This is a genomic window from Kitasatospora sp. NPDC001119, from assembly GCF_053598475.1.
In genome coordinates this window covers 254083-276447 of sequence record NZ_JBSFKI010000003.1, presented here as the reverse complement: position 1 = coordinate 276447, position 22365 = coordinate 254083, and the positions used below count along the sequence as shown (strand labels likewise).

General features: G+C 71.8%; 21 protein-coding genes. 19 read left to right on the top strand and 2 right to left on the bottom strand.

Annotated elements, in window-relative coordinates:
* The first annotated feature begins 16 nt into the window (after positions 1-16).
* From pgsA to ACWDD9_RS05435, 16 genes are all read left to right on the top strand, one after another.
* Positions 17-664, top strand: coding sequence for a phosphatidylinositol phosphate synthase (pgsA, locus tag ACWDD9_RS05510; protein ID WP_049651434.1), 648 nt, complete (start codon positions 17-19; stop codon positions 662-664).
* Positions 665-680: 16 nt separating this feature from the next.
* On the top strand, positions 681-1643 hold the full coding sequence (locus tag ACWDD9_RS05505) for a phosphatidylinositol mannoside acyltransferase (protein WP_241852867.1): 963 nt from the start codon (positions 681-683) through the stop codon (positions 1641-1643).
* A gap of 51 nt (positions 1644-1694) precedes the next feature.
* Entirely contained in the window at positions 1695-2879 is a 1185-nt protein-coding gene (locus tag ACWDD9_RS05500) for a glycosyltransferase family 4 protein (protein WP_449810853.1), read from the top strand.
* Between the two features lie 61 nt (positions 2880-2940).
* Positions 2941-3309, top strand: a complete 369-nt coding sequence (locus tag ACWDD9_RS05495; RefSeq protein ID WP_049651431.1) for a 5-carboxymethyl-2-hydroxymuconate Delta-isomerase — start codon at positions 2941-2943, stop codon at positions 3307-3309.
* Positions 3310-3338: 29 nt separating this feature from the next.
* Entirely contained in the window at positions 3339-3884 is a 546-nt protein-coding gene (locus tag ACWDD9_RS05490; protein ID WP_049651430.1) for a LemA family protein, read from the top strand.
* 129 nt (positions 3885-4013) lie between these two features.
* Positions 4014-4925 (top strand): pyridoxal 5'-phosphate synthase lyase subunit PdxS, encoded by a 912-nt coding sequence (gene pdxS / locus ACWDD9_RS05485; protein ID WP_049651429.1) that lies wholly within the window; start codon positions 4014-4016, stop codon positions 4923-4925.
* Between the two features lie 96 nt (positions 4926-5021).
* Positions 5022-5639, top strand: a complete 618-nt coding sequence (pdxT, locus tag ACWDD9_RS05480) for a pyridoxal 5'-phosphate synthase glutaminase subunit PdxT (RefSeq protein ID WP_049651445.1) — start codon at positions 5022-5024, stop codon at positions 5637-5639.
* A gap of 89 nt (positions 5640-5728) precedes the next feature.
* A complete protein-coding gene (locus tag ACWDD9_RS05475; RefSeq protein ID WP_049651428.1) occupies positions 5729-6487 on the top strand; it encodes a YebC/PmpR family DNA-binding transcriptional regulator in 759 nt (252 codons plus the stop codon).
* A gap of 152 nt (positions 6488-6639) precedes the next feature.
* On the top strand, positions 6640-7191 hold the full coding sequence (gene ruvC, locus ACWDD9_RS05470; protein WP_449810893.1) for a crossover junction endodeoxyribonuclease RuvC: 552 nt from the start codon (positions 6640-6642) through the stop codon (positions 7189-7191).
* Complete coding sequence (ruvA, locus tag ACWDD9_RS05465; RefSeq protein WP_074002376.1) at positions 7188-7799, top strand: Holliday junction branch migration protein RuvA; 612 nt, start codon at positions 7188-7190, stop codon at positions 7797-7799. Before ruvC ends, ruvA begins: the two co-directional genes overlap by 4 nt.
* 53 nt (positions 7800-7852) lie before the next feature.
* Complete coding sequence (ruvB, locus tag ACWDD9_RS05460) at positions 7853-8923, top strand: Holliday junction branch migration DNA helicase RuvB (RefSeq protein WP_049651426.1); 1071 nt, start codon at positions 7853-7855, stop codon at positions 8921-8923.
* A gap of 260 nt (positions 8924-9183) precedes the next feature.
* Positions 9184-9591 carry a preprotein translocase subunit YajC gene (gene yajC / locus ACWDD9_RS05455; protein ID WP_053112055.1) on the top strand — a complete coding sequence of 136 codons (408 nt, stop codon included), beginning with the start codon at positions 9184-9186 and terminating at the stop codon, positions 9589-9591.
* Between the two features lie 147 nt (positions 9592-9738).
* A complete protein-coding gene (secD, locus tag ACWDD9_RS05450) occupies positions 9739-11526 on the top strand; it encodes a protein translocase subunit SecD (protein ID WP_380781165.1) in 1788 nt (595 codons plus the stop codon).
* 4 nt (positions 11527-11530) lie between these two features.
* Entirely contained in the window at positions 11531-12631 is a 1101-nt protein-coding gene (gene secF, locus ACWDD9_RS05445; protein ID WP_049651823.1) for a protein translocase subunit SecF, read from the top strand.
* A 28-nt stretch (positions 12632-12659) separates the two neighbouring features.
* Entirely contained in the window at positions 12660-13211 is a 552-nt protein-coding gene (locus tag ACWDD9_RS05440; protein ID WP_049651822.1) for an adenine phosphoribosyltransferase, read from the top strand.
* Between the two features lie 177 nt (positions 13212-13388).
* Complete coding sequence (locus tag ACWDD9_RS05435) at positions 13389-15818, top strand: RelA/SpoT family protein (RefSeq protein WP_181970527.1); 2430 nt, start codon at positions 13389-13391, stop codon at positions 15816-15818.
* Between the two features lie 90 nt (positions 15819-15908).
* On the opposite strand, the gene ACWDD9_RS05430 is transcribed toward ACWDD9_RS05435, so the two are convergent.
* Positions 15909-17138 (bottom strand): DUF349 domain-containing protein, encoded by a 1230-nt coding sequence (locus ACWDD9_RS05430; protein WP_049651821.1) that lies wholly within the window; start codon positions 17136-17138, stop codon positions 15909-15911.
* Between the two features lie 265 nt (positions 17139-17403).
* Positions 17404-18246 (bottom strand): peptidylprolyl isomerase, encoded by an 843-nt coding sequence (locus ACWDD9_RS05425; RefSeq protein ID WP_049651820.1) that lies wholly within the window; start codon positions 18244-18246, stop codon positions 17404-17406.
* A 249-nt stretch (positions 18247-18495) separates the two neighbouring features.
* On the opposite strand from ACWDD9_RS05425, the gene ACWDD9_RS05420 reads away from it, so the two are divergent.
* Genes ACWDD9_RS05420 through aspS form a run of 3 tightly spaced genes read left to right on the top strand, consistent with a single transcriptional unit; the run spans position 18496 to position 22264 of the window.
* Positions 18496-19203, top strand: coding sequence for an MBL fold metallo-hydrolase (locus ACWDD9_RS05420; RefSeq protein ID WP_049651819.1), 708 nt, complete (start codon positions 18496-18498; stop codon positions 19201-19203).
* An 11-nt stretch (positions 19204-19214) separates the two neighbouring features.
* Positions 19215-20477, top strand: a complete 1263-nt coding sequence (gene hisS, locus ACWDD9_RS05415; protein ID WP_449810852.1) for a histidine--tRNA ligase — start codon at positions 19215-19217, stop codon at positions 20475-20477.
* On the top strand, positions 20474-22264 hold the full coding sequence (gene aspS, locus ACWDD9_RS05410) for an aspartate--tRNA ligase (RefSeq protein WP_049651817.1): 1791 nt from the start codon (positions 20474-20476) through the stop codon (positions 22262-22264). The genes hisS and aspS overlap by 4 nt, the downstream gene beginning before the upstream one ends.
* The last annotated feature ends 101 nt before the right edge of the window (positions 22265-22365 follow it).

The following is a 22365-nucleotide window of genomic DNA, read 5'->3' as shown; positions in this document are numbered from 1 at the left end:
AGCGGCTGGGAAGGCCATGCTCAACAAATACGCGCGTGCCTTCTTCACACGTGTCCTGACCCCGTTCGCCGCGTTCCTGATCCGCCTCGGTGTGAGTCCGGACGCCGTGACGCTGATCGGTACCGCCGGTTCGGTGGCCGGTGCGCTGGTGTTCTTCCCGCGCGGGGAGTTCTTCTGGGGCACCATCACGATCACGCTGTTCATCTTCTCGGACCTGGTCGACGGGAACATGGCCCGCCAGTTGGGCCGGACGTCGAAGTGGGGGGCGTTCCTCGACTCCACCCTGGACCGGGTCGCGGACGCGGCGATCTTCGGTGGTCTGGCGATGTGGTACGCGGGCAAGGGTGACGACAACCTGCTCTGCGCGGTGGCGATCTTCTGCCTGGCGAGCGGTCTGGTGGTGTCGTACACGAAGGCGCGGGCGGAGAGCCAGGGTCTGCCGTGCGACGTGTCGGGGCTGGTGGAGCGGGCCGAGCGGCTGGTGGCCAGCCTGGTGGCGGCCGGGGTCGCGGGTCTGCACACGTTCGGTGTGCCGTACGTGGAGTGGCTGCTGCCGGTGGCGCTGTGGCTGGTGGCCGCGGGCAGCCTGGTGACGGTGTTCCAGCGCATGCTGACCGTGCGCCGGGAGGCGTTCGAGGCCGACCGAGCGGCGGCCGGGAGCTGATGGGGGGCGTCCTGCGGTGACGGACCGACTGGTGTACTGGGCGTACGCGCTGGGGTGGGGGCTGCTGAAGCACCTGCCGGAGCGGGTGGCCGCGGGGCTGTTCGACCGGCTGGCGGACTACGCGTGGCGCAAGCGCGGCAAGCGGGTGCTCCAGTTGGAGGCGAACCTGCGCCGGGTCCGTCCGGGCTTGGACGAGGCCGCGATGCGGGAGCTGTCGCGGGCCGGGATGCGCTCGTACCTGCGGTACTGGATGGAGTCGTTCCGGCTGCCGGTGTGGAGCCGGGAGCGGGTGGCCCGGGATGTCCAGGTGGACGGCTTCGAGCACCTGCGGGAGACGCTGGAGGCCGGTCGGGGCGCGGTGATAGCGCTGCCGCACATGGGCAACTGGGACCTCGCGGGGACCTGGGTGGCGCAGCAGGGCTACCCGTTCACCACGGTCGCGGAGCGGTTGAAGCCGGAGCGGCTGTTCGACCGGTTCGTGGAGTTCCGGGAGGGCCAGGGCATGGAGGTCCTGGCGCTGACCGGCGGTTCGGTGAACGTGATCGGGACGTTGGCGCGGCGGCTGCGCGAGGGCCGGCTGGTCTGCCTGGTGGGGGACCGGGACCTGTCGGAGGCGGGTATCGGGGTGACGTTCTTCGGTGAGGAGACCCGGATGCCGGCCGGTCCGGCGGCGCTGTGCCAGCGGACCGGGGCGGCGCTGATGCCGGTGACGCTCTGGTACGACGGTCCGGTGCTGCGGGGCCGGATCCACCCGGAGGTGCCGGTGCCCGAGGAGGGCGACCGCAAGGAGCGCACCCGGGCGATGACCCAGGCGATGGCGGGGGTGTGGGAGCGGGGCATCCGCGAGCACCCGCAGGACTGGCACATGCTGCAGAGGTTCTGGCTCGCCGACCTGCCGGTCCGTGAGACGGTGAAGGCGGCGCCCGCGGAGCGCGCGGAGGGGGCCCCGGAGCCGGTGGCCGAGGCCTCCGGGTCCTGATCCGTTCCGCCGTCCCGCCCGCACGACCGTCCGAAGGAGCTTGAGGAACCCGTGAAGATCGGCATCGTCTGCCCGTACGACTGGGACGTCCCCGGTGGGGTGCAGTTCCACATCCGGGACCTGGCCGAGCACCTGATCGGCCTGGGGCACGAGGTGTCGGTGCTGGCGCCGGCCGAGGACGACGAGGCGCTGCCGCCGTACGTGGTCCCGGCCGGGCGGGCGGTGGCGGTGCCGTACAACGGGTCGGTGGCGCGGCTGAGCTTCGGCATCCTGTCGGCGGCGCGGGTGCGGCGGTGGCTGCACGACGGCCGCTTCGACATCCTGCACGTGCACGAGCCGGCCGCGCCGAGCCTGTCGATGCTGGCCGCCTGGTCGGCGACCGGGCCGATGGTGGGGACGTTCCATACCTCCAACCCGCGGTCCCGGATGATGATCGCGGCCTCGCCGATCCTCCAGCCGGGGCTGGAGAAGATCCGGGCCCGGATCGCGGTGTCGGAGTACGCCCGGCGCACCCTGGTGGAGCACCTGGGCGGGGACGCGGTGGTGATCCCCAACGGCGTGGACGTGGGCTTCTTCGCGGAGGCCGAGCCGGACGGGCGCTGGACGGGCGGTGCGGCGAAGGGGGAGCCGGGCACGATCGGCTTCATCGGCCGGATCAACGAGCCGCGCAAGGGCCTGCCGACGCTGCTGGCGGCGCTGCCGAGGATCCTGGCGGAGCGGCCGGGGGTGCGGCTGCTGGTGGCGGGCAAGGGCGACGAGGAGGAGGCGGTCGCGGGCCTGGCGCCGGAGGTGCGCCGGCAGGTGGAGTTCCTCGGCATGGTGAGCGACCGGGACAAGGCCCGGCTGCTGCGCAGCGTGGACCTGTACGTGGCGCCGAACACCGGGGGTGAGAGCTTCGGGATCATCCTGGTCGAGGCGATGTCCGCGGGTGCGCCGGTGCTGGCGAGCGACCTGGACGCGTTCAAGCAGGTGCTGGACGGCGGGGACGCGGGCGAGCTGTTCCCGGTGGAGGACGCGGACGCGCTGGCCCGTACGGCGCTGCGGCTGCTGGGTGATCCGGCGCGGCTGGAGGAGCTGCGGGAGGCGGCTTCGCGGCACGTGCGGCGGTTCGACTGGTCGACGGTCGGCGCGGACATCCTGGCGGTGTACGAGACGGTGACGGCGGGCCAGGCGGCGGTGGTCGAGGAGGACGTGCGCAGCGGTCGGCGCGGCCGGTTCGGGCTGGCCCGGGACTGATCCCCGGGGTCGGTGGGGTTAGGGTCGGGCGTCCGTACCACTGCGATCCACGGGGGCGACGATGCCGCAGATCTCCGTCGACTACTCGGCCGACCTGGCCGGAACCTTCGACCGCCGGGGCCTCGGCCTGGCGATCAACCGGCTGGCCGAGGCGACGATCGACGCGAAGCCGGAGTCCTGCAAGACGGTGTTCCGGCAGAGCGAGCTGCTGGTGGTCGGCACCAGCGGGGCGGCCGGGGACACCCAGGTGTTCGTGGAGTTCCAGATCTTCCCGGGCCGTTCGCCGGAGGCGAAGGCGGCGCTGAGCGAGGGCGTGCTGGCGCTGCTGGCGCGGTTCGTCCGGCCGAGGCCGGGCACCCGGCTGTTCACGGCGGTGAACATCGCGGACATCGACCGGGAGAGCTACCGGAACGCGACCGCCCGGGGCTGAACCGGTGACACCGGGTAACGTAGCGGCCCGTGACTACCTGGATCTGGGCCGGCGTGGCCGTGGTGCTGTTCGGCATGTACCTGAGTTGGACGGCCGGTCGGTTGGACCGGCTGCACGCCCGGATCGACGCGGCGCGGGCGGCGCTGGACGCGCAGCTGGTGCGCCGGGCCTCGGTGGCGATGGAGCTGGCGACGTCCTCGCTGCTGGATCCGGCGGCCTCGCTGCTGCTGCTGGACGCGGCGCACGCGGCCCGGCAGGCCGATGACGAGCAGCGCGAGGTGGCGGAGAGCCAGTTGAGCCTGGCGCTGCGGGCGGTGTTCGAGGAGCCGGAGCAGATGGCGGCGCTGGTGGCGGAGCCGGGTGGCGAGGACGCGGTTCGTGAGCTGACGGCCGCGGTGCGGCGGGTGCCGATGGCCCGCCGGTTCCACAACGACGCGGTGCGGGCGGCGCGGGCGGTGCGCGAGCACCGGCTGGTGCGGTACTTCCGGTTGGCGGGGAAGGCGCCGTTCCCGTTGGCGTTCGAGATGGACGATGCACCGCCGCCCGCTCTCACGCCCGAAGGGGCGCCTGCTTAAGGTGTCCCCCGGATACGGCCCGTTTGTCGTGTCCCGTCGTCCTGGCTGGACTTGGTGGCGCATGAGTGGGCCATCCGGTCTGCCTACCATAGGGCGATAGCACTGATTCATCTTCGAGTGAGGTCTCACGTGTCCACGACCCCCACCACCGCAGACCAGCCGCAGATCGGCACCGCCCGGGTCAAGCGCGGCATGGCCGAGCAGCTCAAGGGCGGTGTGATCATGGACGTGGTCAACGCCGAGCAGGCCAAGATCGCCGAGGACGCCGGCGCCGTGGCCGTCATGGCCCTGGAGCGGGTCCCGGCCGACATCCGCAAGGACGGCGGCGTGGCCCGCATGTCCGACCCCAACATGATCGAGGAGATCATCGAGGCGGTCTCCATCCCGGTGATGGCCAAGTCCCGCATCGGCCACTTCGTCGAGGCCCAGGTGCTCCAGTCGCTGGGCGTCGACTACATCGACGAGTCCGAGGTGCTGACCCCGGCCGACGAGGTCAACCACTCGGACAAGTGGGCCTTCACCACCCCCTTCGTCTGCGGCGCCACCAACCTGGGCGAGGCCCTGCGCCGCATCGCCGAGGGCGCGGCCATGATCCGCTCGAAGGGCGAGGCCGGCACCGGCAACGTCGTCGAGGCCGTCCGCCACCTGCGCCAGATCAAGAACGAGATCGGCAAGCTGCGCGCGCTGGACAACAACGAGCTGTTCGCCGCCGCCAAGGAGCTGCGTGCCCCGTACGAGCTGGTCAAGGAGGTCGCCGAGCTCGGCAAGCTGCCGGTCGTGCTGTTCTCCGCCGGTGGCGTGGCCACCCCGGCCGACGCCGCGCTGATGCGCCAGCTGGGTGCCGAGGGCGTCTTCGTCGGCTCCGGCATCTTCAAGTCGGGCGACCCGGCCAAGCGTGCCGCCGCGATCGTGAAGGCCACCACCTTCTTCGACGACCCGAAGGTCATCGCGGACGCCTCCCGCAACCTGGGCGAGGCCATGGTCGGCATCAACTGCGACACCCTGCCGGAGACCGAGCGCTACGCCAACCGCGGCTGGTAACCACCCGCAGTTTCCGAGCCGGCCCGCCGCAGCGCCTCGGCGCGCGGCGGGCCGCGCCACGTAGTCCGTCGTAACGATCGATAGAGGTTGAAGACCGTGAGCACTCCTGTCATCGGCGTCCTCGCCCTCCAGGGCGACGTCCGCGAGCACCTGGTGGCGCTGGCCGAGGCCGACGCGCTCGCCCGTCCGGTGCGCCGCGCCGAGGAGCTGGCCGAGGTCGACGCGCTGGTGATCCCCGGCGGGGAGTCCACCACCATGTCCAAGCTGGCGCTGCTGTTCGGCGTGATGGAGCCGCTGCGCGAGCGGGTCGCCGACGGGATGCCGGTCTACGGCACCTGCGCGGGCATGATCATGCTGGCGGACAAGATCCTGGACGGCCGCGACGACCAGCAGACCGTCGGCGGCATCGACATGACGGTGCGCCGCAACGCCTTCGGCCGCCAGAACGAGTCCTTCGAGTCCGGGATCGAGTTCGCGGGCCTGGACGACGCGCCGGTGCACGGCGTCTTCATCCGCGCCCCCTGGGTCGAGGGGGTCGGCGCGGGCGTCAAGGTGCTGGCCGAGCTGCCCGCCGCGGACGGCCCGGAGAGCCGGATCGTCGCCGTGCGCCAGGGCAACCTGCTGGCCACCTCCTTCCACCCGGAGCTGACCGGCGACCACCGGGTCCACGCGTACTTCGTGCGGATGGTCGAGGAGCACCTCGCCGGTCGGTAGACCGCCGCCCACCGTGTGCGCCCCACCGCCGGCGACACCGGTAAGATCTCATCTGTTCATTTCCCTTTGGCGACGTAAAGGAGCTGGCGATGTCCGGCCACTCTAAGTGGGCTACCACCAAGCACAAGAAGGCCGTGATCGACGCCAAGCGCGGCAAGCTCTTCGCCAAGATGATCAAGAACATCGAGGTGGCGGCGCGCACCGGCGGACCCGACCCGGCGGGCAACCCGACCCTCTACGACGCCATCCAGAAGGCGAAGAAGAGCTCGGTCCCGATCGACAACATCAACCGCGCCGTCAAGCGCGGTGGCGGTCTGGAGGCCGGCGGCGCCGACTACCAGACCATCATGTACGAGGGCTACGGCCCGAACGGTGTCGCGGTCCTGATCGAGTGCCTCACCGACAACCGCAACCGCGCCGCCTCCGACGTGCGCGTCGCGATGACCCGCAACGGCGGCTCGATGGCCGACCCGGGCTCGGTCTCGTACCTGTTCACCCGCAAGGGTGTCGTCATCGTCCCCAAGGCCGACGGCGTGGACGAGGACAAGCTGTTCGAGGTCGTCCTGGACCAGGAGCCGGAGGAGATCAACGACCTCGGCGACTCGTTCGAGATCGTCTCCGAGGCCTCGAAGATGGTCGCCGTGCGCACCGCGCTGGTCGACGCCGGCGTCGACTACGACTCGGCCGAGGCCAACTTCCTCCCCAGCATGCAGGTCGAGCTGGACGTCGACGGCGCCCGCAAGATCCTGAAGCTGATCGACGCGCTCGAGGACAGCGACGACGTGCAGAACGTCTTCGCCAACTTCGACATCTCCGACGAGGTCGGCGCGCAGCTCGACGCCGAGTGATCACCGCCCAGTGATCGTTGGTGGGTGACCGGCCCCACTGCCCGGCCCGGTGGTCCCTGGACCACCGGGCCGGTGTCGTCGGCGGGGTTGTCGGACCCGGGCGGTAGCCTGCGGAGGTCCTTCGTGGCGAGTGGTAGGGAGACGGGCGAGTGGTGCGGGTACTGGGCGTGGACCCGGGGCTGACCAGGTGCGGGGTCGGCGTGGTCGAGGGCGCGCCGGGCCGGCCGCTGCGGATGGCCGGGGTCGGCGTGGTGCGCACCCCCGCCGAGGCGGAGATCGGGGAGCGGCTGCTCCAGGTCGAGCAGGGCATCGAGGCCTGGCTGGACGAGCACCGGCCCGACCTGGTGGCCGTCGAGCGGGTCTTCGCCCAGCACAACGTCCGCACCGTGATGGGCACCGCCCAGGCCAGCGCCGTCGCGATGCTCTGCGCCACCCGGCGCGGCATCCCCGTCACCCTGCACACCCCCAGCGAAGTCAAGGCCGCCGTCACCGGCTCCGGCCGGGCCGACAAGGCGCAGGTCACCGCCATGGTGCAGCGCCTGCTGCGGCTGGACGCGCCGCCCAAGCCCGCCGACGCCGCCGACGCGCTGGCGCTGGCCATCTGCCACATCTGGCGCGGCGGGGCGACCAACCGGCTGGAGGCCGCCGTCCGGGCCGCCCGCGCCACCTCCCGCTCCACTCTTCCGAAAGGCACCGTCCGATGATCGCCTTCGTGCAAGGGCCCGTGGCGGCCGTCTCCTCCGGGATCGCGGTGGTCGAGGTCGGCGGGGTCGGCATGGCCGTGCAGTGCACCCCGAACACCCTGGCCGGGCTGCGGCTGGGCGAGCCGGCCCGGCTGGCCACCTCGCTGGTGGTCCGGGAGGACTCGCTGACCCTGTTCGGCTTCGCGGACGACGACGAGCGCGCCGTGTTCGAGATCCTCCAGGCCGCGCCCGGCGTCGGCCCCAAGCTGGCGCAGGCGATCCTGGGCGTGCACAGCCCCGACGCGCTGCGCGCCGCGATCGCGGGCGGCGACGAGAAGGCGCTGGTCGCGGTGCCGGGCATCGGCAAGGCCAAGGCGGCCAAGCTGCTGCTGGAGTACAAGGACAAGCTCGGCGCCCCGCACGGGGCGGTGCCCGCGCAGAAGCCGGTCGCGAGCGGCCCGGCGCCGTGGAGCGAGCAGCTGCACTCCGCGCTGACCGGCCTCGGCTACGCCCCGCGCGAGGCGGACGAGGCGGTCGCGGCCGTCACCCCGGAGGCCGAGGCGCAGGCGGTGACGGACGTCGGCGCCCTGCTCAGGCTCGCCCTGCGCGGCCTCAACCGCGCCCGCTGACCAACTGACGATCTGTCCTTTTGTCGACACCGGAGACTCTGGAGCCCGCGACGATGTACGACCCGGAACCCACCGACCGGCTGGTCACGGCCGCCGCCGACGGTGAGGACCAGGCGGTGGAGGCGGCGCTGCGCCCCAAGCTGCTGGACGAGTTCATCGGCCAGGAGCGGGTGCGCGAGCAGCTGTCGCTGGTGCTCCAGGCCGCCCGCCAGCGCGGCAGCGCGCCCGACCACGTGCTGCTGAGCGGCCCGCCCGGGCTCGGCAAGACCACCCTGTCCATGATCATCGCCGCCGAGCTGGGCGCCCCGATCCGGATCACCTCCGGCCCGGCCATCCAGCACGCGGGGGACCTCGCGGCGATCCTCTCCTCGCTCACCGAGGGCGAGGTGCTCTTCCTCGACGAGATCCACCGGATGTCCCGGCCGGCCGAGGAGATGCTCTACATGGCGATGGAGGACTTCCGGGTCGACGTGATCGTCGGCAAGGGCCCGGGCGCCACCGCCATCCCGCTGGAGCTGCCGCCCTTCACCCTGGTCGGCGCCACCACCCGGGCCGGCCTGCTGCCGCCCCCGCTGCGCGACCGCTTCGGCTTCACCGGGCACATGGAGTTCTACGCCCCGGCCGAGCTCCAGCGGGTGGTGCACCGCTCGGCCGCGCTGCTGGACGTGGAGATAGACCCGGCCGGCGCGGCCGAGATCGCCGGGCGCTCGCGTGGCACCCCGCGCATCGCCAACCGGCTGCTGCGCCGGGTCCGCGACTACGCCCAGGTCCGGCACGACGGCGTGGTCGACGCCGGGATCGCCGCCCAGGCGCTGGACGTCTACGAGGTGGACGCCCGCGGGCTGGACCGGCTGGACCGCGCGGTGCTGGACGCGCTGCTGCGGCTGTTCGGCGGCGGTCCGGTCGGTTTGTCGACACTGGCGGTCGCCGTGGGTGAGGAGTCGGAGACGGTCGAGGAGGTCGCCGAGCCCTTCCTGGTCCGCGAGGGCCTGCTCGCCCGCACCCCGCGCGGCCGGATCGCCACCGCGGCCGCCTGGCAGCACCTCGGCCTGACCCCGCCGGTCCAGACCACCCGCGGGCGTGTTCCGGCGCAGTCGGAGCTGTTCCCCGCCGACGAAAGTTGACCGCCATCGGCTGAACGGGTGAGTCGGGCCGGTCGGTTCCCGGCCGGTGCTCCCGTGGTGGCGCACGGGGGAGCCGGGAGTGGCGTCCGGGGAAACTGTGCAGGCGGAGGGTCGCCACTTTCGGCGGCATGATGCGATGCTTGGCGTTGTCCGATCGATTCGGGGTCGCCTAGACTCCGCCGGACCGCCCCTCTCACCTGACGGGCCGACCAATACCACACAGGCCGCCGGCCGGCGGCCCGTAAAGGACCCTGGCTGCAGTGAACCTCATCATCCTTCTCCTCCCGATCATCGCGATCGTGCTCATGTTCCGGTCGCAGAAGAAGCGCCAGTCGCAGATGCAGCAGATGCAGACGGCGCTGGAGCCGGGGGCCGGTGTGCGCACCATCGGCGGTCTGTACGCCCAGGTGAAGGCGGTCAACGACGAGACCGTCGAGCTGGAGATCGCGCCCGGCGTGGTCACCCACTTCACCAAGAGCGCCATCGCGGCCGTCCTGGACCCCCAGGAGTACGACGCGATCATCAACGGCCGCCCCGCCGATGACGAGCTGCCCGAGCCGGAGGCCGAGGAGGCCGACGCCGAGCCGGTCGAGGACAAGCCGCTGTCGCTCTCCAAGGACAGCGCCGAGAAGGGCGACGTCGAGGGCGGGGCTCCCGCGAGCAAGTAGTACGGACGGGCAACCCGCCCGGCCGCGCGGCACAGTGCCGCGAGCCCACAGGACCTCAGGGCCGCAGAACCGCCGGACCCCTGTCCCGCCACGAGCCGGACGGGGGTCCGGTCGGGGAAGTGGCATGGACAGGGAGAAACGAGCAAGGTGGCAACACCCAAGTCGCGCCCGCGCGACGGCTACCCAGGGCGGGCGCTGGCCCTCATCCTGGTCGTCACCGTCGGACTGGTCGCCCTCATGTTCGGGACGGGCACCACCAAGCCCCGGCTCGGGATCGATCTCGCCGGTGGCACCAGCATCACGCTGACCGCGAAGTCGACCGACCCCAAGGCGATCACCAAGTCCAACATGGACATCGCCACCGGGATCATCGAGCGCCGCGTCAACGGTATGGGTGTCTCCGAGGCGGAGGTCCAGACCCAGGGCGACAACACGATCATCGTGAACATCCCCAAGGGCGGGAACCAGCAGAACGCGGCGGACCAGGTGGGTACCACCGCCAAGCTGTTCTTCCGTCCGGTCCTGGCCGTGGCGCCCAGCGGCGTCACCGCCCCGGCTCCCACGGGCACCCCGTCCGCCGCCGCCACCGGCACCCCGGGCGCGACCCCGCCCGCCGCCACGGCCGGCACCCCGTCCCCGGGCGCGAGCGCCACCAAGCAGGGCCGCCCCGAGAGCGAGGCGCTGGCCGCCGAGGGCGCCAGCCCGACCGCCGCGGCCACCGGCGCGAGCACCGCGCCCACCGCCCCCGCCACCGGCGCCCCGAGCGCCGCGGCCACCCCGCCGAGCGCCGCCGACCTCAGCGCCGCGATGACCCAGGGCACCGTGCCGCCGGAGCTGAGCGCCGCGTTCGCCGCCCTCGACTGCTCCAAGCCCGAGGTCCGCACCGCCCAGACCGGCCCCGACGACAAGGCCGTCGTCGCCTGCTCGCAGAAGCCCGAGAACGGCTACTACGAGAAGCTCGCCCTCGGCCCCGTCGCCGTGAAGGGCTCGGACGTCTCCAAGGCGCAGCCGACCCTCGACACCCAGACGGGTGCCGGCTGGCAGGTCCAGCTGCAGTTCAACGGCAACGGCACCGACGACTTCACCAAGGTCACCGGCCAGCTCGCCACCCAGGCCCCGCCGAACAACCAGTTCGCGATCGTCCTGGACAACCAGGTCGTCTCGCACCCCGAGGTCAAGAACGCGATCCCCGGCGGCAGCGCCGTGATCACCGGCCGCTTCACCCAGGCCGAGGCGCAGGACCTGTCCAACGTGCTCGGCTACGGCGCCCTGCCGCTGGAGTTCGTCAAGAGCGACATCACCACCGTCTCCCCGGCGCTCGGCAGCGACCAGCTCAAGGCCGGCCTGGTGGCCGGCGCGATCGGCATGCTGCTGGTGGTCGCCTACTCGCTGGTCTACTACCGCGGCCTCGGCCTGGTCTCGATCGCCGGTCTGCTCGTCTCGGCGGCCCTGACCTACTCGATCATGAGCCTGCTCGGCAACGCGATCGGCTTCGCGCTGAACCTGCCGGCGGTCTGCGGTGCGATCGTCGCGATCGGCATCACCGCCGACTCCTTCATCGTGTACTTCGAGCGCATCCGCGACGAGGTCCGCGAGGGAGCCCCGCTGCGCCCGGCGGTCCAGCGGGCCTGGCCGCGCGCCCGGCGCACCATCCTGGTCTCGGACTTCGTGTCCTTCCTCTGTGCCGCCGTCCTCTACGTGGTCTCGGTCGGCAAGGTCCAGGGCTTCGCCTTCACCCTGGGTCTGACCACCGCGCTCGACGTCGTGGTGATCTTCCTCTTCACCAAGCCGCTGATCACGCTGCTGGCCCGCCGCAAGTTCTTCCTGAACGGCCACCCGTGGTCCGGCCTGGACCCGAAGCGACTGGGCGCCCGCCCGCCGCTTCGCAGCAGCCGTCGCCGTAACCCCTCCTCTGCCGCCGTGAAGGAGGCCTGACACCGTGTCACGCTTCTCCAACCTGGGCCACCGGCTCTACCAGGGCGAGGTCAGCTTCGACTTCGTCGGTCGCCGCAAGCTCTGGTACTCCATCTCCGGCGTGATCGTGCTGGTCGCGGCGATCGGCCTGGCCATGGGTCTGCACCTGGGCATCGAGTTCAAGGGCGGCTCGGTCTACACCGTGGCCAAGCCCGGCCTGACGGTCTCCCAGGCGCAGGAAACCGCCGACGGGGTCGTCTCCTCGCACCCGCTGGTGCAGTCGACCGACAACGGCAAGATCCGCATCCAGGTCAGCACCGAGGAGCCGAAGAGCTCCGACGAGATCCGCTCCGAGCTCTCCCAGAAGCTCGGCGTGCCGCTGGACACCGTCGAGGCCCAGGTCATCGGCCCCAGCTGGGGCAAGCAGATCTCCCAGAAGGCGCTCACCGGCCTGGTCGTCTTCATGGTCCTGGTGACGGTCTACCTGGCGATCGCCTTCGAGTGGCGGATGGCGCTGGCCGCGCTGGTCGCCCTCATCCACGACCTCCTGATCACCATCGGCGTGTACGCCCTGGTGGGCTTCGAGGTCACCCCGGGTACGGTGATCGGCTTCCTGACGATCCTCGGTTACTCCCTCTACGACACGGTTGTCGTCTTCGACACCGTGAAGGAGAACACCAAGGGGATCACCAAGCAGAACAAGCTCACCTACAGCGAGGCCGCCAACGCGGGCCTCAACCAGACCCTGGTGCGCTCGCTCAACACCACCGTGGTGGCGCTGCTTCCGGTCGCCGCGCTGCTGTTCATCGGCGGCGGCTTCCTGGGCGCCGGCACCCTGAACGACATCTCGCTCGCGCTGTTCATCGGTCTCGCGGCCGGTGCCTACTCCTCGATCTGCGTCGCCACCCCGCTGCTGGCGCAGCTCAAGGAGGAGCAGCCGGAGATGAAGGCGCTGCGCAAGCGGGTCCTCCAGCACCGGGCCTCGGCCGCCGCCAAGGCGGAGGCCGGGGACGCCGTCACGGCGGACGGGGAGCCGGACGACGAGGAGCAGCCTGCGGGTATGGTCGGACAGCGTGGCCGCTCGGCCGGCACCCGTGCCAAGGGCCGTCCGTCCACCAAGCGCTGAACCCGACCACGAACCCGAGGAACCCACCGTGACCACCGCCGACACCGCACTGGCCGAGCTGCTGAACAGCCGGATCCGGGACGTCCCGGACTACCCGAAGCCGGGTGTGCTGTTCAAGGACATCGCGCCGCTGCTCGCCGACGCCGAGGCCTTCGGCGCCCTCACCCGGGCGCTGGCGGACCGGGCCGCGGAGCTCGGTGCGACCAAGGTCGTGGGCCTGGAGGCGCGCGGCTTCGTGCTGGCGGCCCCGGCGGCCTTCGCGGCCGGGCTCGGCTTCGTGCCGATCCGCAAGCAGGGCAAGCTGCCCGGCGAGGTGTTCCGGCGCTCGTACGAGCTGGAGTACGGCTCGGCGACGCTGGAGGTGCAGTGCGACGCCTTCACGCCCGGTGAGCGGGTGCTGGTGGTGGACGACGTGCTGGCCACCGGTGGCACCATCGGCGCCTCGCTGGACCTGGTGAAGGAGGCCGGGGCCGAGCTGGCGGGCGTCGTGGTGCTGATGGAGCTGGGCTTCCTGGACGGCCGCGAGCGGCTGGCCGGGCACCTGGGCGGCGCTCCGCTGGAGACGCTGGTCACGGTCTGAGGGACTCGTGGGGAGGACGGCGGTCGGGACATCCGACCGCCGTCCTTCCGTTTCCTGGCCCGGCCGGATGAACACCCCGGCGCCCGGCTCGGTACCATGAAGATTCATCCCCTCCCGGTTGTCCCGGACCGTTCGGGCCTCGGCAGGGGTCGGCCCCGGTGCCCCGAGGAGTAGTCCTTGCCCGACGAGGTTGTGCCCACGGCCGAAGCGGCCACCCCCGAAAACCGTCCCACGCCCTCGGGGGCCACCCCGGCACGCCCGGCGCCGACCTCCTCGCGTTCGCTCGGCCCCTCCGGCCGCGGTTCCACCGGCGGCATGCGGGCCCGGCTGGCCCGCCTGGGCGGCCAGCGCTCCAGCGTGCTCAACCCCGTCCTGGAACCGCTGTTCCGCTCGATCCGGGCCAACGACCCCAAGGCCGACCCGGCTCTGCTGCGCGACATCGAGAAGGCGTACGCGGTGGCCGAGAAGTGGCACCGCGGGCAGAAGCGCAAGAGCGGCGACCCGTACATCACCCACCCGCTGGCCGTCGCGACGATCCTGGCCGAGCTCGGCATGGACGCCCCGACGCTGATGGCCGGGCTGCTGCACGACACCGTCGAGGACACCGACTACGGCCTGGAGACCCTGCGCAAGGACTTCGGCGACTCGGTGGCCCTGCTGGTGGACGGCGTCACCAAGCTGGACCGGGTCAAGTTCGGCGAGGCCGCGCAGGCCGAGACCGTCCGCAAGATGGTCGTGGCGATGGCCAAGGACCCGCGGGTCCTGGTGATCAAGCTGGCCGACCGCCTGCACAACATGCGCACGATGCGCTACCTCAAGCGGGAGAAGCAGGAGAAGAAGGCCCGCGAGACGCTGGAGATCTACGCCCCGCTGGCGCACCGGCTGGGCATGAACACCATCAAGTGGGAGCTGGAGGACCTCGCCTTCGCGATCCTCTACCCCAAGATGTACGACGAGATCGTCCGGCTGGTCGCCGAGCGCGCCCCCAAGCGGGACGAGTACCTGGCGACCGTCATCGACCAGGTCCAGGGGGACCTGCGGGGCGCCCGGATCACCGCCTCCGTCACCGGCCGGCCGAAGCACTACTACTCGGTCTACCAGAAGATGATCGTCCGGGGCCGGGACTTCGCCGAGATCTACGACCTGGTGGGCATCCGGGTCCTGGTCGACACCGTCCGCGACTGCTACGCGGCGCTGGGCACCATCCACGCGCGGTGGAACCCGGTGCCGGGGCGGTTCAAGGACTACATCGCGATGCCCAAGTTCAACATGTACCAGTCGCTGCACACCACGGTGATCGGCCCCGGGGGCAAGCCGGTCGAGCTGCAGATCCGCACCTTCGACATGCACCGGCGGGCCGAGTACGGCATCGCGGCGCACTGGAAGTACAAGCAGCGCGCGGTGGCCGGGGCCTCCAAGGTCCGCACCGACACCCCGACCCAGGTCCGCAAGGACGACAAGGCCGGCGCCGTCAACGAGATGGCCTGGCTGCGGCAGCTGCTGGACTGGCAGAAGGAGACCGCCGACCCGGGCGAGTTCCTGGAGTCGCTCCGCTTCGACCTGGCCAGCAACGAGGTCTTCGTCTTCACCCCCAAGGGCGACGTGATAGCCCTGCCGGCCGGGGCGACCCCGGTCGACTTCGCCTTCGCGGTGCACACCGAGGTCGGCTACCGGACGATAGGCGCCCGGGTCAACGGGCGGCTGGTGCCGCTGGAGTCGACCCTGGAGAACGGCGACACCGTCGAGGTGTTCACCTCCAAGGCGGAGAACGCCGGCCCGTCCCGGGACTGGCTGGGCTTCGTCAAGTCGCCGCGCGCCCGCAACAAGATCCGCGCCTGGTTCTCCAAGGAGCGCCGCGAGGAGGCGATCGAGCACGGCAAGGAGGCGATCGTCCGGGCGATGCGCAAGCAGGGCCTGCCGATCCAGCGGATCCTGACCGGCGACTCGCTGGTCACCCTGGCCCACGAGATGCGCTACCCCGACATCTCCTCGCTCTACGCCGCGATCGGCGAGGGCCACGTCGCCGCGCCGAACATCGTGCAGAAGCTGGTCCAGGCGCTCGGCGGCGAGGAGGGCGCGACCGAGGACCTGGCGGAGACCGCCACCCCGACCCATGACAACCGGCGGGCGGTGCGCCGCCGGGCCAAGGGCGACCCGGGCGTGATCGTCAAGGGCGTCGAGGACGTCTGGGTCAAGCTCTCCCGCTGCTGCACCCCGGTGCCGGGGGACCCGATCGTCGGCTTCGTGACCCGCGGCAACGGCGTCTCGGTGCACCGCGCCGACTGCGTCAACGTGGAGGCGCTGAACCAGCAGCCGGAGCGCATGATCGACGTCGAGTGGGCGGCCACCCAGTCCTCGGTCTTCCTGGTGGCCATCCAGGTCGAGGCGCTGGACCGCTCGCGGCTGCTGTCGGACGTCACCCGGGTGCTCTCCGACCAGCACGTCAACATCCTGTCGGCGGCGGTGCAGACCTCCCGGGACCGGGTGGCGATGAGCCGCTTCACCTTCGAGATGGGCGACCCGAAGCACCTGGGCCACGTGCTCAAGGCGGTGCGCGGCGTCGAGGGCGTGTACGACGTCTACCGCGTCACCTCCGCCCGCAAGTAGCGGCGGCCCCCGCCGGCAGCACGGCGGGGGAACGCGGAAGGCCCCCGGGAACGGTCCCGGGGGCCTTCGCCGTCCAGCGTGCCGGGGCGATCAGCCGCTGAACTCCTCCTGGCTCTTGTGCGCCTGGTCCAGCAGGGTCCGCACGCCGTCCAGCTCGGACTCCAGCTTGGCGATCCTGGAGGCGTTGCCGGCCGCGCGGGCCTTGTCCAGGTCGGCCTGGATCTTGTCGGCCTTCGCCTGGAACAGGCCCACCATGCCGGCCGCGCGGGCCTTGGCCTCCGGGTTGGAGCGCGACCACTCGGCCTCCTCGGCCTCGCGGATCGCCCGCTCGACCGCGTTCAGCCGGCCGTCCAGCTTCGGACGGACCTCGCGCGGCACGTGCCCGATCGCCTCCCAGCGCTCGTTGACCTCGCGCAGCGCGGCCTTGGCGGCCTTGAGGTCGGTGATCGGCAGGATCGTCTCGGCCTCGGCGGCCAGCGCCTCCTTGAGCTTCTGGTTCTCCACCTGCTCGGCGTCCCGCTCGCTGAACACCGCGGAGCGGGCCTGGAAGAAGACGTCCTGGGCGCCGCGGAACCGCGCCCACAGCTCGTCCTCGATGTCCCGCTGGGCCCGGCCGGCGGCCTTCCAGCGCGCCATCAGGTCGCGGTAGGCGGCCGCGGTGCTGCCCCAGTCCGTGGACGAGGACAGCGCCTCGGCCTCGGACACCAGCGCCTCCTTGGTCTGCCGGGCCTTCTCGCGCTCGGCGTCCAGGGTGGCGAAGTGCGCCTTGCGGTGCTTGGAGAAGACCGAGCGGGCGTGCGAGAAGCGGTGCCAGAGCTCGTCGTCGCTCTTGCGGTCCAGCCGCGGCAGGCCCTTCCAGGTGTCCACCAGGGCGCGCAGCCGGTCCCCGGCCTCCCGCCACTGGGTGGACTCGGCGAGCTGCTCGGCCTCGGTGACCAGGGCCTCCTTGGCCGCACGGGCCTCGTCCTGGGCCTTGGCGCGGGCGGCCTTGCGCTCCTCGCGCCGGCTCTCGATCTCGCCGGTGAGCGTGTCCAGCCGCTTGGCCAGACCCTCCAGGTCGCCGACCGCGTGCCCCTCGACCACCTGGGCGCGCAGGTGCTCCAGCGCGGCCAGGGCGTCCTTGGCGGCCAGGTCGGTGGTCCGCACCCGCTTCTCCAGCAGGCCGATCTCCACCTCGATGCCCTGGTACTTGCGCTCGAAGTAGGCGAGGGCCTCCTCGGGCGAGCCGGCCTGCCAGGAACCGACGACTCGTTCGCCGTCGGCCGTCCTGACGTAGACCGTGCCCTGCTCGTCCACACGGCCCCACGGGTCGCTGCTCATAGCGCGTCCTCCACATGACGTCGCGCCCGCGCCGGGGCGGCGCGCGTCCGTCGTCCACAGTTGATGTGCGACGGACCGAAAGAGTCCGCCGTCCCCGTCCGCCGTGCCTTGCTGCCGAGGGTGACGGCTAGGCGGGTCCGGGCACCCTATACAACGCCAACATAGGCGACCAGGCCCGGTGCTGTCCGCATCCGGGCCGGGCGATTTCGGTCCGGGGCCGTGCGGGGGCGGCGCGCAGGCCACCCGCCGACGACCCCGGAGTCGGTCAACCCTTCGCCACCGTAACGGAGTTGAAGGTGACGTCGGCCATCGGGTGGCCGTCCGACGAGCCCTCCAGGGTGCCCGCGGCGGCGATCTTCTGCACCACGTCCAGGCCGCCGGTGACCTTGCCGAAGGGGGTGTAGTTCGGGGGCAGCTTGGTGTCCTTGTAGACCAGGAAGAACTGGCTGCCGTTGGTGCCCGGACCGGAGTTGGCCATCGCCACGGTGCCGGCCGGGTAGGTCGCGCCGGTCAGGTTCTCGTCCGCGAACTTGTAGCCGGGGCCGCCGGAGCCGCCCGGGACGGTCGCGCTGGCGGTCGGGTCGCCGCACTGCAGCACGAAGATGCCGTCGGTGGTGAGGCGGTGGCACTTGGTGTGGTCGAAGTACTGCTCACCGGCCAGGAAGGCGAAGGAGTTCACGGTGTGCGGGGCCTTCGCCGCGTCCAGCGCGATCGTCACCTTGCCGCAGTTGCTGTCCAGCGTCATGGCGTACGAGCCGCCCGCGTCGATCGTCATGGCCGGCTCGGCCTGCCACTGCTTGCCGTTGGGCGCGCCCGGCGCCGGGGCGGCGCAGCCCTCGACCGGCTTGCGGGTCGGGGCGGACGGCTCCTCGGTACCGGTCGGCGCGGCCTGGGCGCTGTTCGAGGCCTTCTTGTCGCCCTTGTCGTCCGAGCTGAACGCGCCGGTGGCGATCAGGGTGCCACCGCCGGCCAGGACCACGACGGCGAGCGAGGCGCCCAGGATCGTGTTGCGCCGCCTGCGCGCGGCCTGGGCCTCGACCCGGCGCTCCAACTGGCGCTCGTACTTCTCTCGGGCGAGCTGCCGCCGCCGCTGTTCGCTGCTGACCACCGGCCGTGTCTCCTACGGATGTGCGGGAAAAGTGGATGGATTCCGGAGCGGATCATCGCATCCCTCGGCGGCCAAGTGTAGGGACCGGGCCTGTAAGAACCCGGTGAACCTGCCGGGCCGCGGCGCCCCGCCGCCCGTATCTGGTTCGCAACCGGACCCGCGGCGCCGGTAGGCTGCACCTGAATCACCACTGGTGGCATCACCACTGGCAGCCGCCGCAGCCGACCGCCACACACCCGAAGGACGCGCGTGTTCATCGCCGGATTCCCCGCTGGAGCCTGGGGCACCAACTGCTACCTGGTCGCTCCGGCGGCCGGCGAGGAGTGCGTCATCGTCGATCCCGGCCACCAGGCGGCCCGCGGCGTCGAGGAGATGGTCCGCGAGCACCGGCTGAAGCCCGTCGCCGTGCTGCTCACCCACGGCCACATCGACCACGTGGCCTCGGTGGTCCCGGTCTGCGGCGCCCGCGGCGTCCCGGCCTGGATCCACCCCGAGGACCGGTACATGATGTCCGACCCGGAGAAGGCGCTCGGCCGCTCCCTGGGCACCCAGCTGATGGGCGAGCTCACCGTCGGCGAGCCCGACGACGTGCGCGAGCTCACCGACGGCGGCGTGCTGGAGCTGGCCGGACTGAAGCTCACCGTGGACCACGCCCCGGGCCATACCGGGGGGTCGGTGACCTTCCGGACGCCCGGTGCCGAGGACCTCCCCCCGGTGCTGTTCTCGGGCGACCTGCTGTTCGCCGGCTCCATCGGGCGTACCGACCTCCCGGGCGGGGACAGCGAGGCGATCATGAACTCGCTGGCCCGGGTGTGCCTGCCCCTCGACGACTCCACCGTGGTCCTCTCCGGCCACGGCGGTCAGACCACCATCGGCCGCGAGCGCGCCACCAACCCCTACCTCCGACAGGCAGCAGGGGCGGCAGGCGCCCCGGCTTTCCCGCGACGAGGAATGTGACGGAAGAGAAGTTGAGCACCTTCACCGCCCCCAAGGGCACCTACGACCTGCTGCCCCCCAGCTCCGCGACCTTCCTGGCGATCCGCGAGCGCATCGCCGCGCCCGCCCGCCGGGCCGGTTACGGCTACGTCGAGACCCCGGTCTTCGAGGACGTGAAGCTGTTCTCCCGCGGTGTCGGCGAGTCCACCGACATCGTCTCCAAGGAGATGTACACCCTCACCACCAAGGGCGGCGACGAGCTCGCGCTGCGCCCCGAGGGCACCGCCTCGGTGCTGCGCGCCGCGCTCCAGGCCAACCTCCACAAGCAGGGCAACCTGCCGGTCAAGCTCTGGTACTCGGGCTCGTACTACCGCTACGAGCGCGCCCAGAAGGGCCGCTACCGCCAGTTCTCCCAGGTCGGCGCCGAGGCGATCGGGGCCGAGGACCCGGCGCTGGACGCCGAGCTGATCATCCTGGCCGACGACGCCTTCCGCTCGCTGGGGCTGAGCGACTACTCGCTGCTGCTCAACAGCCTCGGCGACAAGCAGTGCCGCCCGGTCTACCGTGCCGCGCTGATCGACTTCCTCGCCGGCCTGGACCTGGACGAGGAGACCCGCCGCCGCGCCGAGATCAACCCGCTGCGCGTCCTCGACGACAAGCGCGAGTCGGTGCAGGCCCAGCTGGTCGGCGCCCCGATGCTGCGCGACTACCTGTGCGAGGCCTGCAAGGCGTACGACGAGAAGGTCCGCGAGCTGCTCACCGCGGCGGGCGTGGCCTTCGTGGACGACCCCAAGCTGGTGCGCGGCCTGGACTACTACACCCGCACCACCTTCGAGTTCGTGCACAACGGCCTCGGCGCCCAGTCCGCGATCGGCGGCGGCGGCCGCTACGACGGCCTGTCCGAGATGATCGGCGGCCCGGCGCTGCCGTCCGTCGGCTGGGCGCTCGGCGTGGACCGCACCTACCTCGCGCTGGAGGCCGAGGGCGTCGCCCTCGACCTGCCGGCGGCCACCTCCGTCTACGCCGTCGCGCTCGGCGAGGAGGCCAAGAACACCCTGTTCGCCAAGGTGGTCGAGCTGCGCCGGGCCGGCGTGGCCACCGACCTCGCCTTCGGCGTCAAGAGCATCAAGAACGCCATGAAGTCCGCCGACCGGTCCGGCGCCCGCTTCGCCCTGATCGCCGGGGACCGGGACCTCGCCGAGGGCGTCGTCCAGCTCAAGGACATGAGCACCGGCGAGCAGACCCCCGTCGCCCTCGACGCACTCGTCACCACCCTGAAGGAGAAGCAGCTGTGATCCGCACGCACGACGCGGGCACGCTCCGCCCGGAGCACGCAGGCACCACCGTCACCCTGGCCGGCTGGGTCGCCCGCCGCCGCGACCACGGCGGCGTCGCCTTCATCGACCTGCGCGACGCCTCCGGCACCGTGCAGATCGTGGTCCGCGACCTCGACTCGGTACACGGCCTGCGCGCCGAGTACTGCGTCAAGGTCGTCGGCGACGTCCGGGTCCGCCCCGAGGGCAACGAGAACCCCGACATCCCGACCGGCGCCGTCGAGGTCGTCGTCAGCGCGATCGAGGTGCTCTCCGAGGCCGCCCCGCTGCCCTTCCCGGTCGCCGAGTACGAGCCGGGCACGGTCAACGAGGAGGTCCGGCTGCGCTACCGCTACCTGGACCTGCGCCGCGAGGGCCCGGCCAAGGGCCTGCGCCTGCGCTCCAAGGTCAACAACATCATCCGCCGGGTGATGGAGGAGAACGACTACCTCGACATCGAGACGCCGTACCTCACCCGCTCCACCCCCGAGGGCGCCCGCGACTTCCTCGTCCCGGTCCGCCTCCAGCCCGGCCACTGGTACGCCCTGCCGCAGTCGCCCCAGCTGTTCAAGCAGCTGCTGATGGTGGCCGGCATGGAGCGCTACTACCAGATCGCCCGCTGCTTCCGCGACGAGGACTTCCGCGCCGACCGGCAGCCGGAGTTCACCCAGCTGGACATCGAGGCCTCGTTCGTCGACCAGGAGGACGTCCTGGCCCTCGGCGAGAAGATCGTCGGCTCCATCTGGCGCGAGGTGCACGGGTACGAGATCCCGAACCCGCTGCCCCGGATGACCTACGCGGACGCCATGGGCCGCTACGGCTCGGACAAGCCGGACGTCCGCTTCGGCCAGGAACTCACCGACCTGACCGAGTACTTCAAGGGCACCGAGTTCCGCGTCTTCCAGGCCCCGTACGTCGGTGCCGTGGTCATGCCCGGCGGCGCCTCGCAGCCGCGCAAGCAGCTGGACGCCTGGCAGGACTGGGCCAAGGCGCGCGGCGCCAAGGGCCTGGCCTACGTGCTCATCGACGCCGAGACCGGCGAGCTGCGCGGCCCGGTCGCCAAGAACCTCTCCGCGGAGCACCTGGCCGGCCTCGCCGCCGCCGCGGGCGCCAAGAACGGCGACGCGGTCTTCTTCGCGGCCGGCAAGGAGCGCGCCTCCCAGGAGCTGCTCGGCGCCGCCCGCCTGGAGATCGGCCGCCGCTGCGAGCTGATCGACGAGTCCCAGTGGGCCTTCCTCTGGGTCGTCGACTTCCCGATGTTCGAGCCGATCGAGGACGACAAGGGCCAGTTCCAGGGCTGGCACGCGGTGCACCACCCGTTCACCGCCCCGACCGCGGAGTCGCTGGCCACCTTCGACACCGACCCGGGCTCGGCGCTCTCCAACGCCTACGACCTGGTCCTCAACGGCTCGGAGCTGGGCGGCGGTTCGATCCGTATCCACCAGCGCGACGTGCAGAAGCGGGCGTTCGACGCGATCGGCCTCTCCGAGGAGGAGGCGGCCTCGCAGTTCGGCTTCCTGCTGGACGCCTTCAACTACGGCCCGCCGCCGCACGGCGGTGTCGCCTTCGGCCTGGACCGCATCGTCACCCTGCTGGGCGGGTACGACACCATCCGGGACGTCATCGCCTTCCCGAAGACGTCCACCGGCGGCGACCCGCTGACCGGCGCCCCGACCCCGATCACCCCGGCGCAGCGCCGCGAGGCCGGCGTGGACGCCAAGCCGAAGGTCCGCGAGGACGCCAAGGGCGAGGCCCAGCCCCAGTCCTGACACCGCGTCATCCGCTAACCTGCAACGGCCCCGGACGGCTCACCCGCCGTCCGGGGCCGGTCCACAACGGTGTGTGACACAGGGAGGGTTGACTCTTGCAG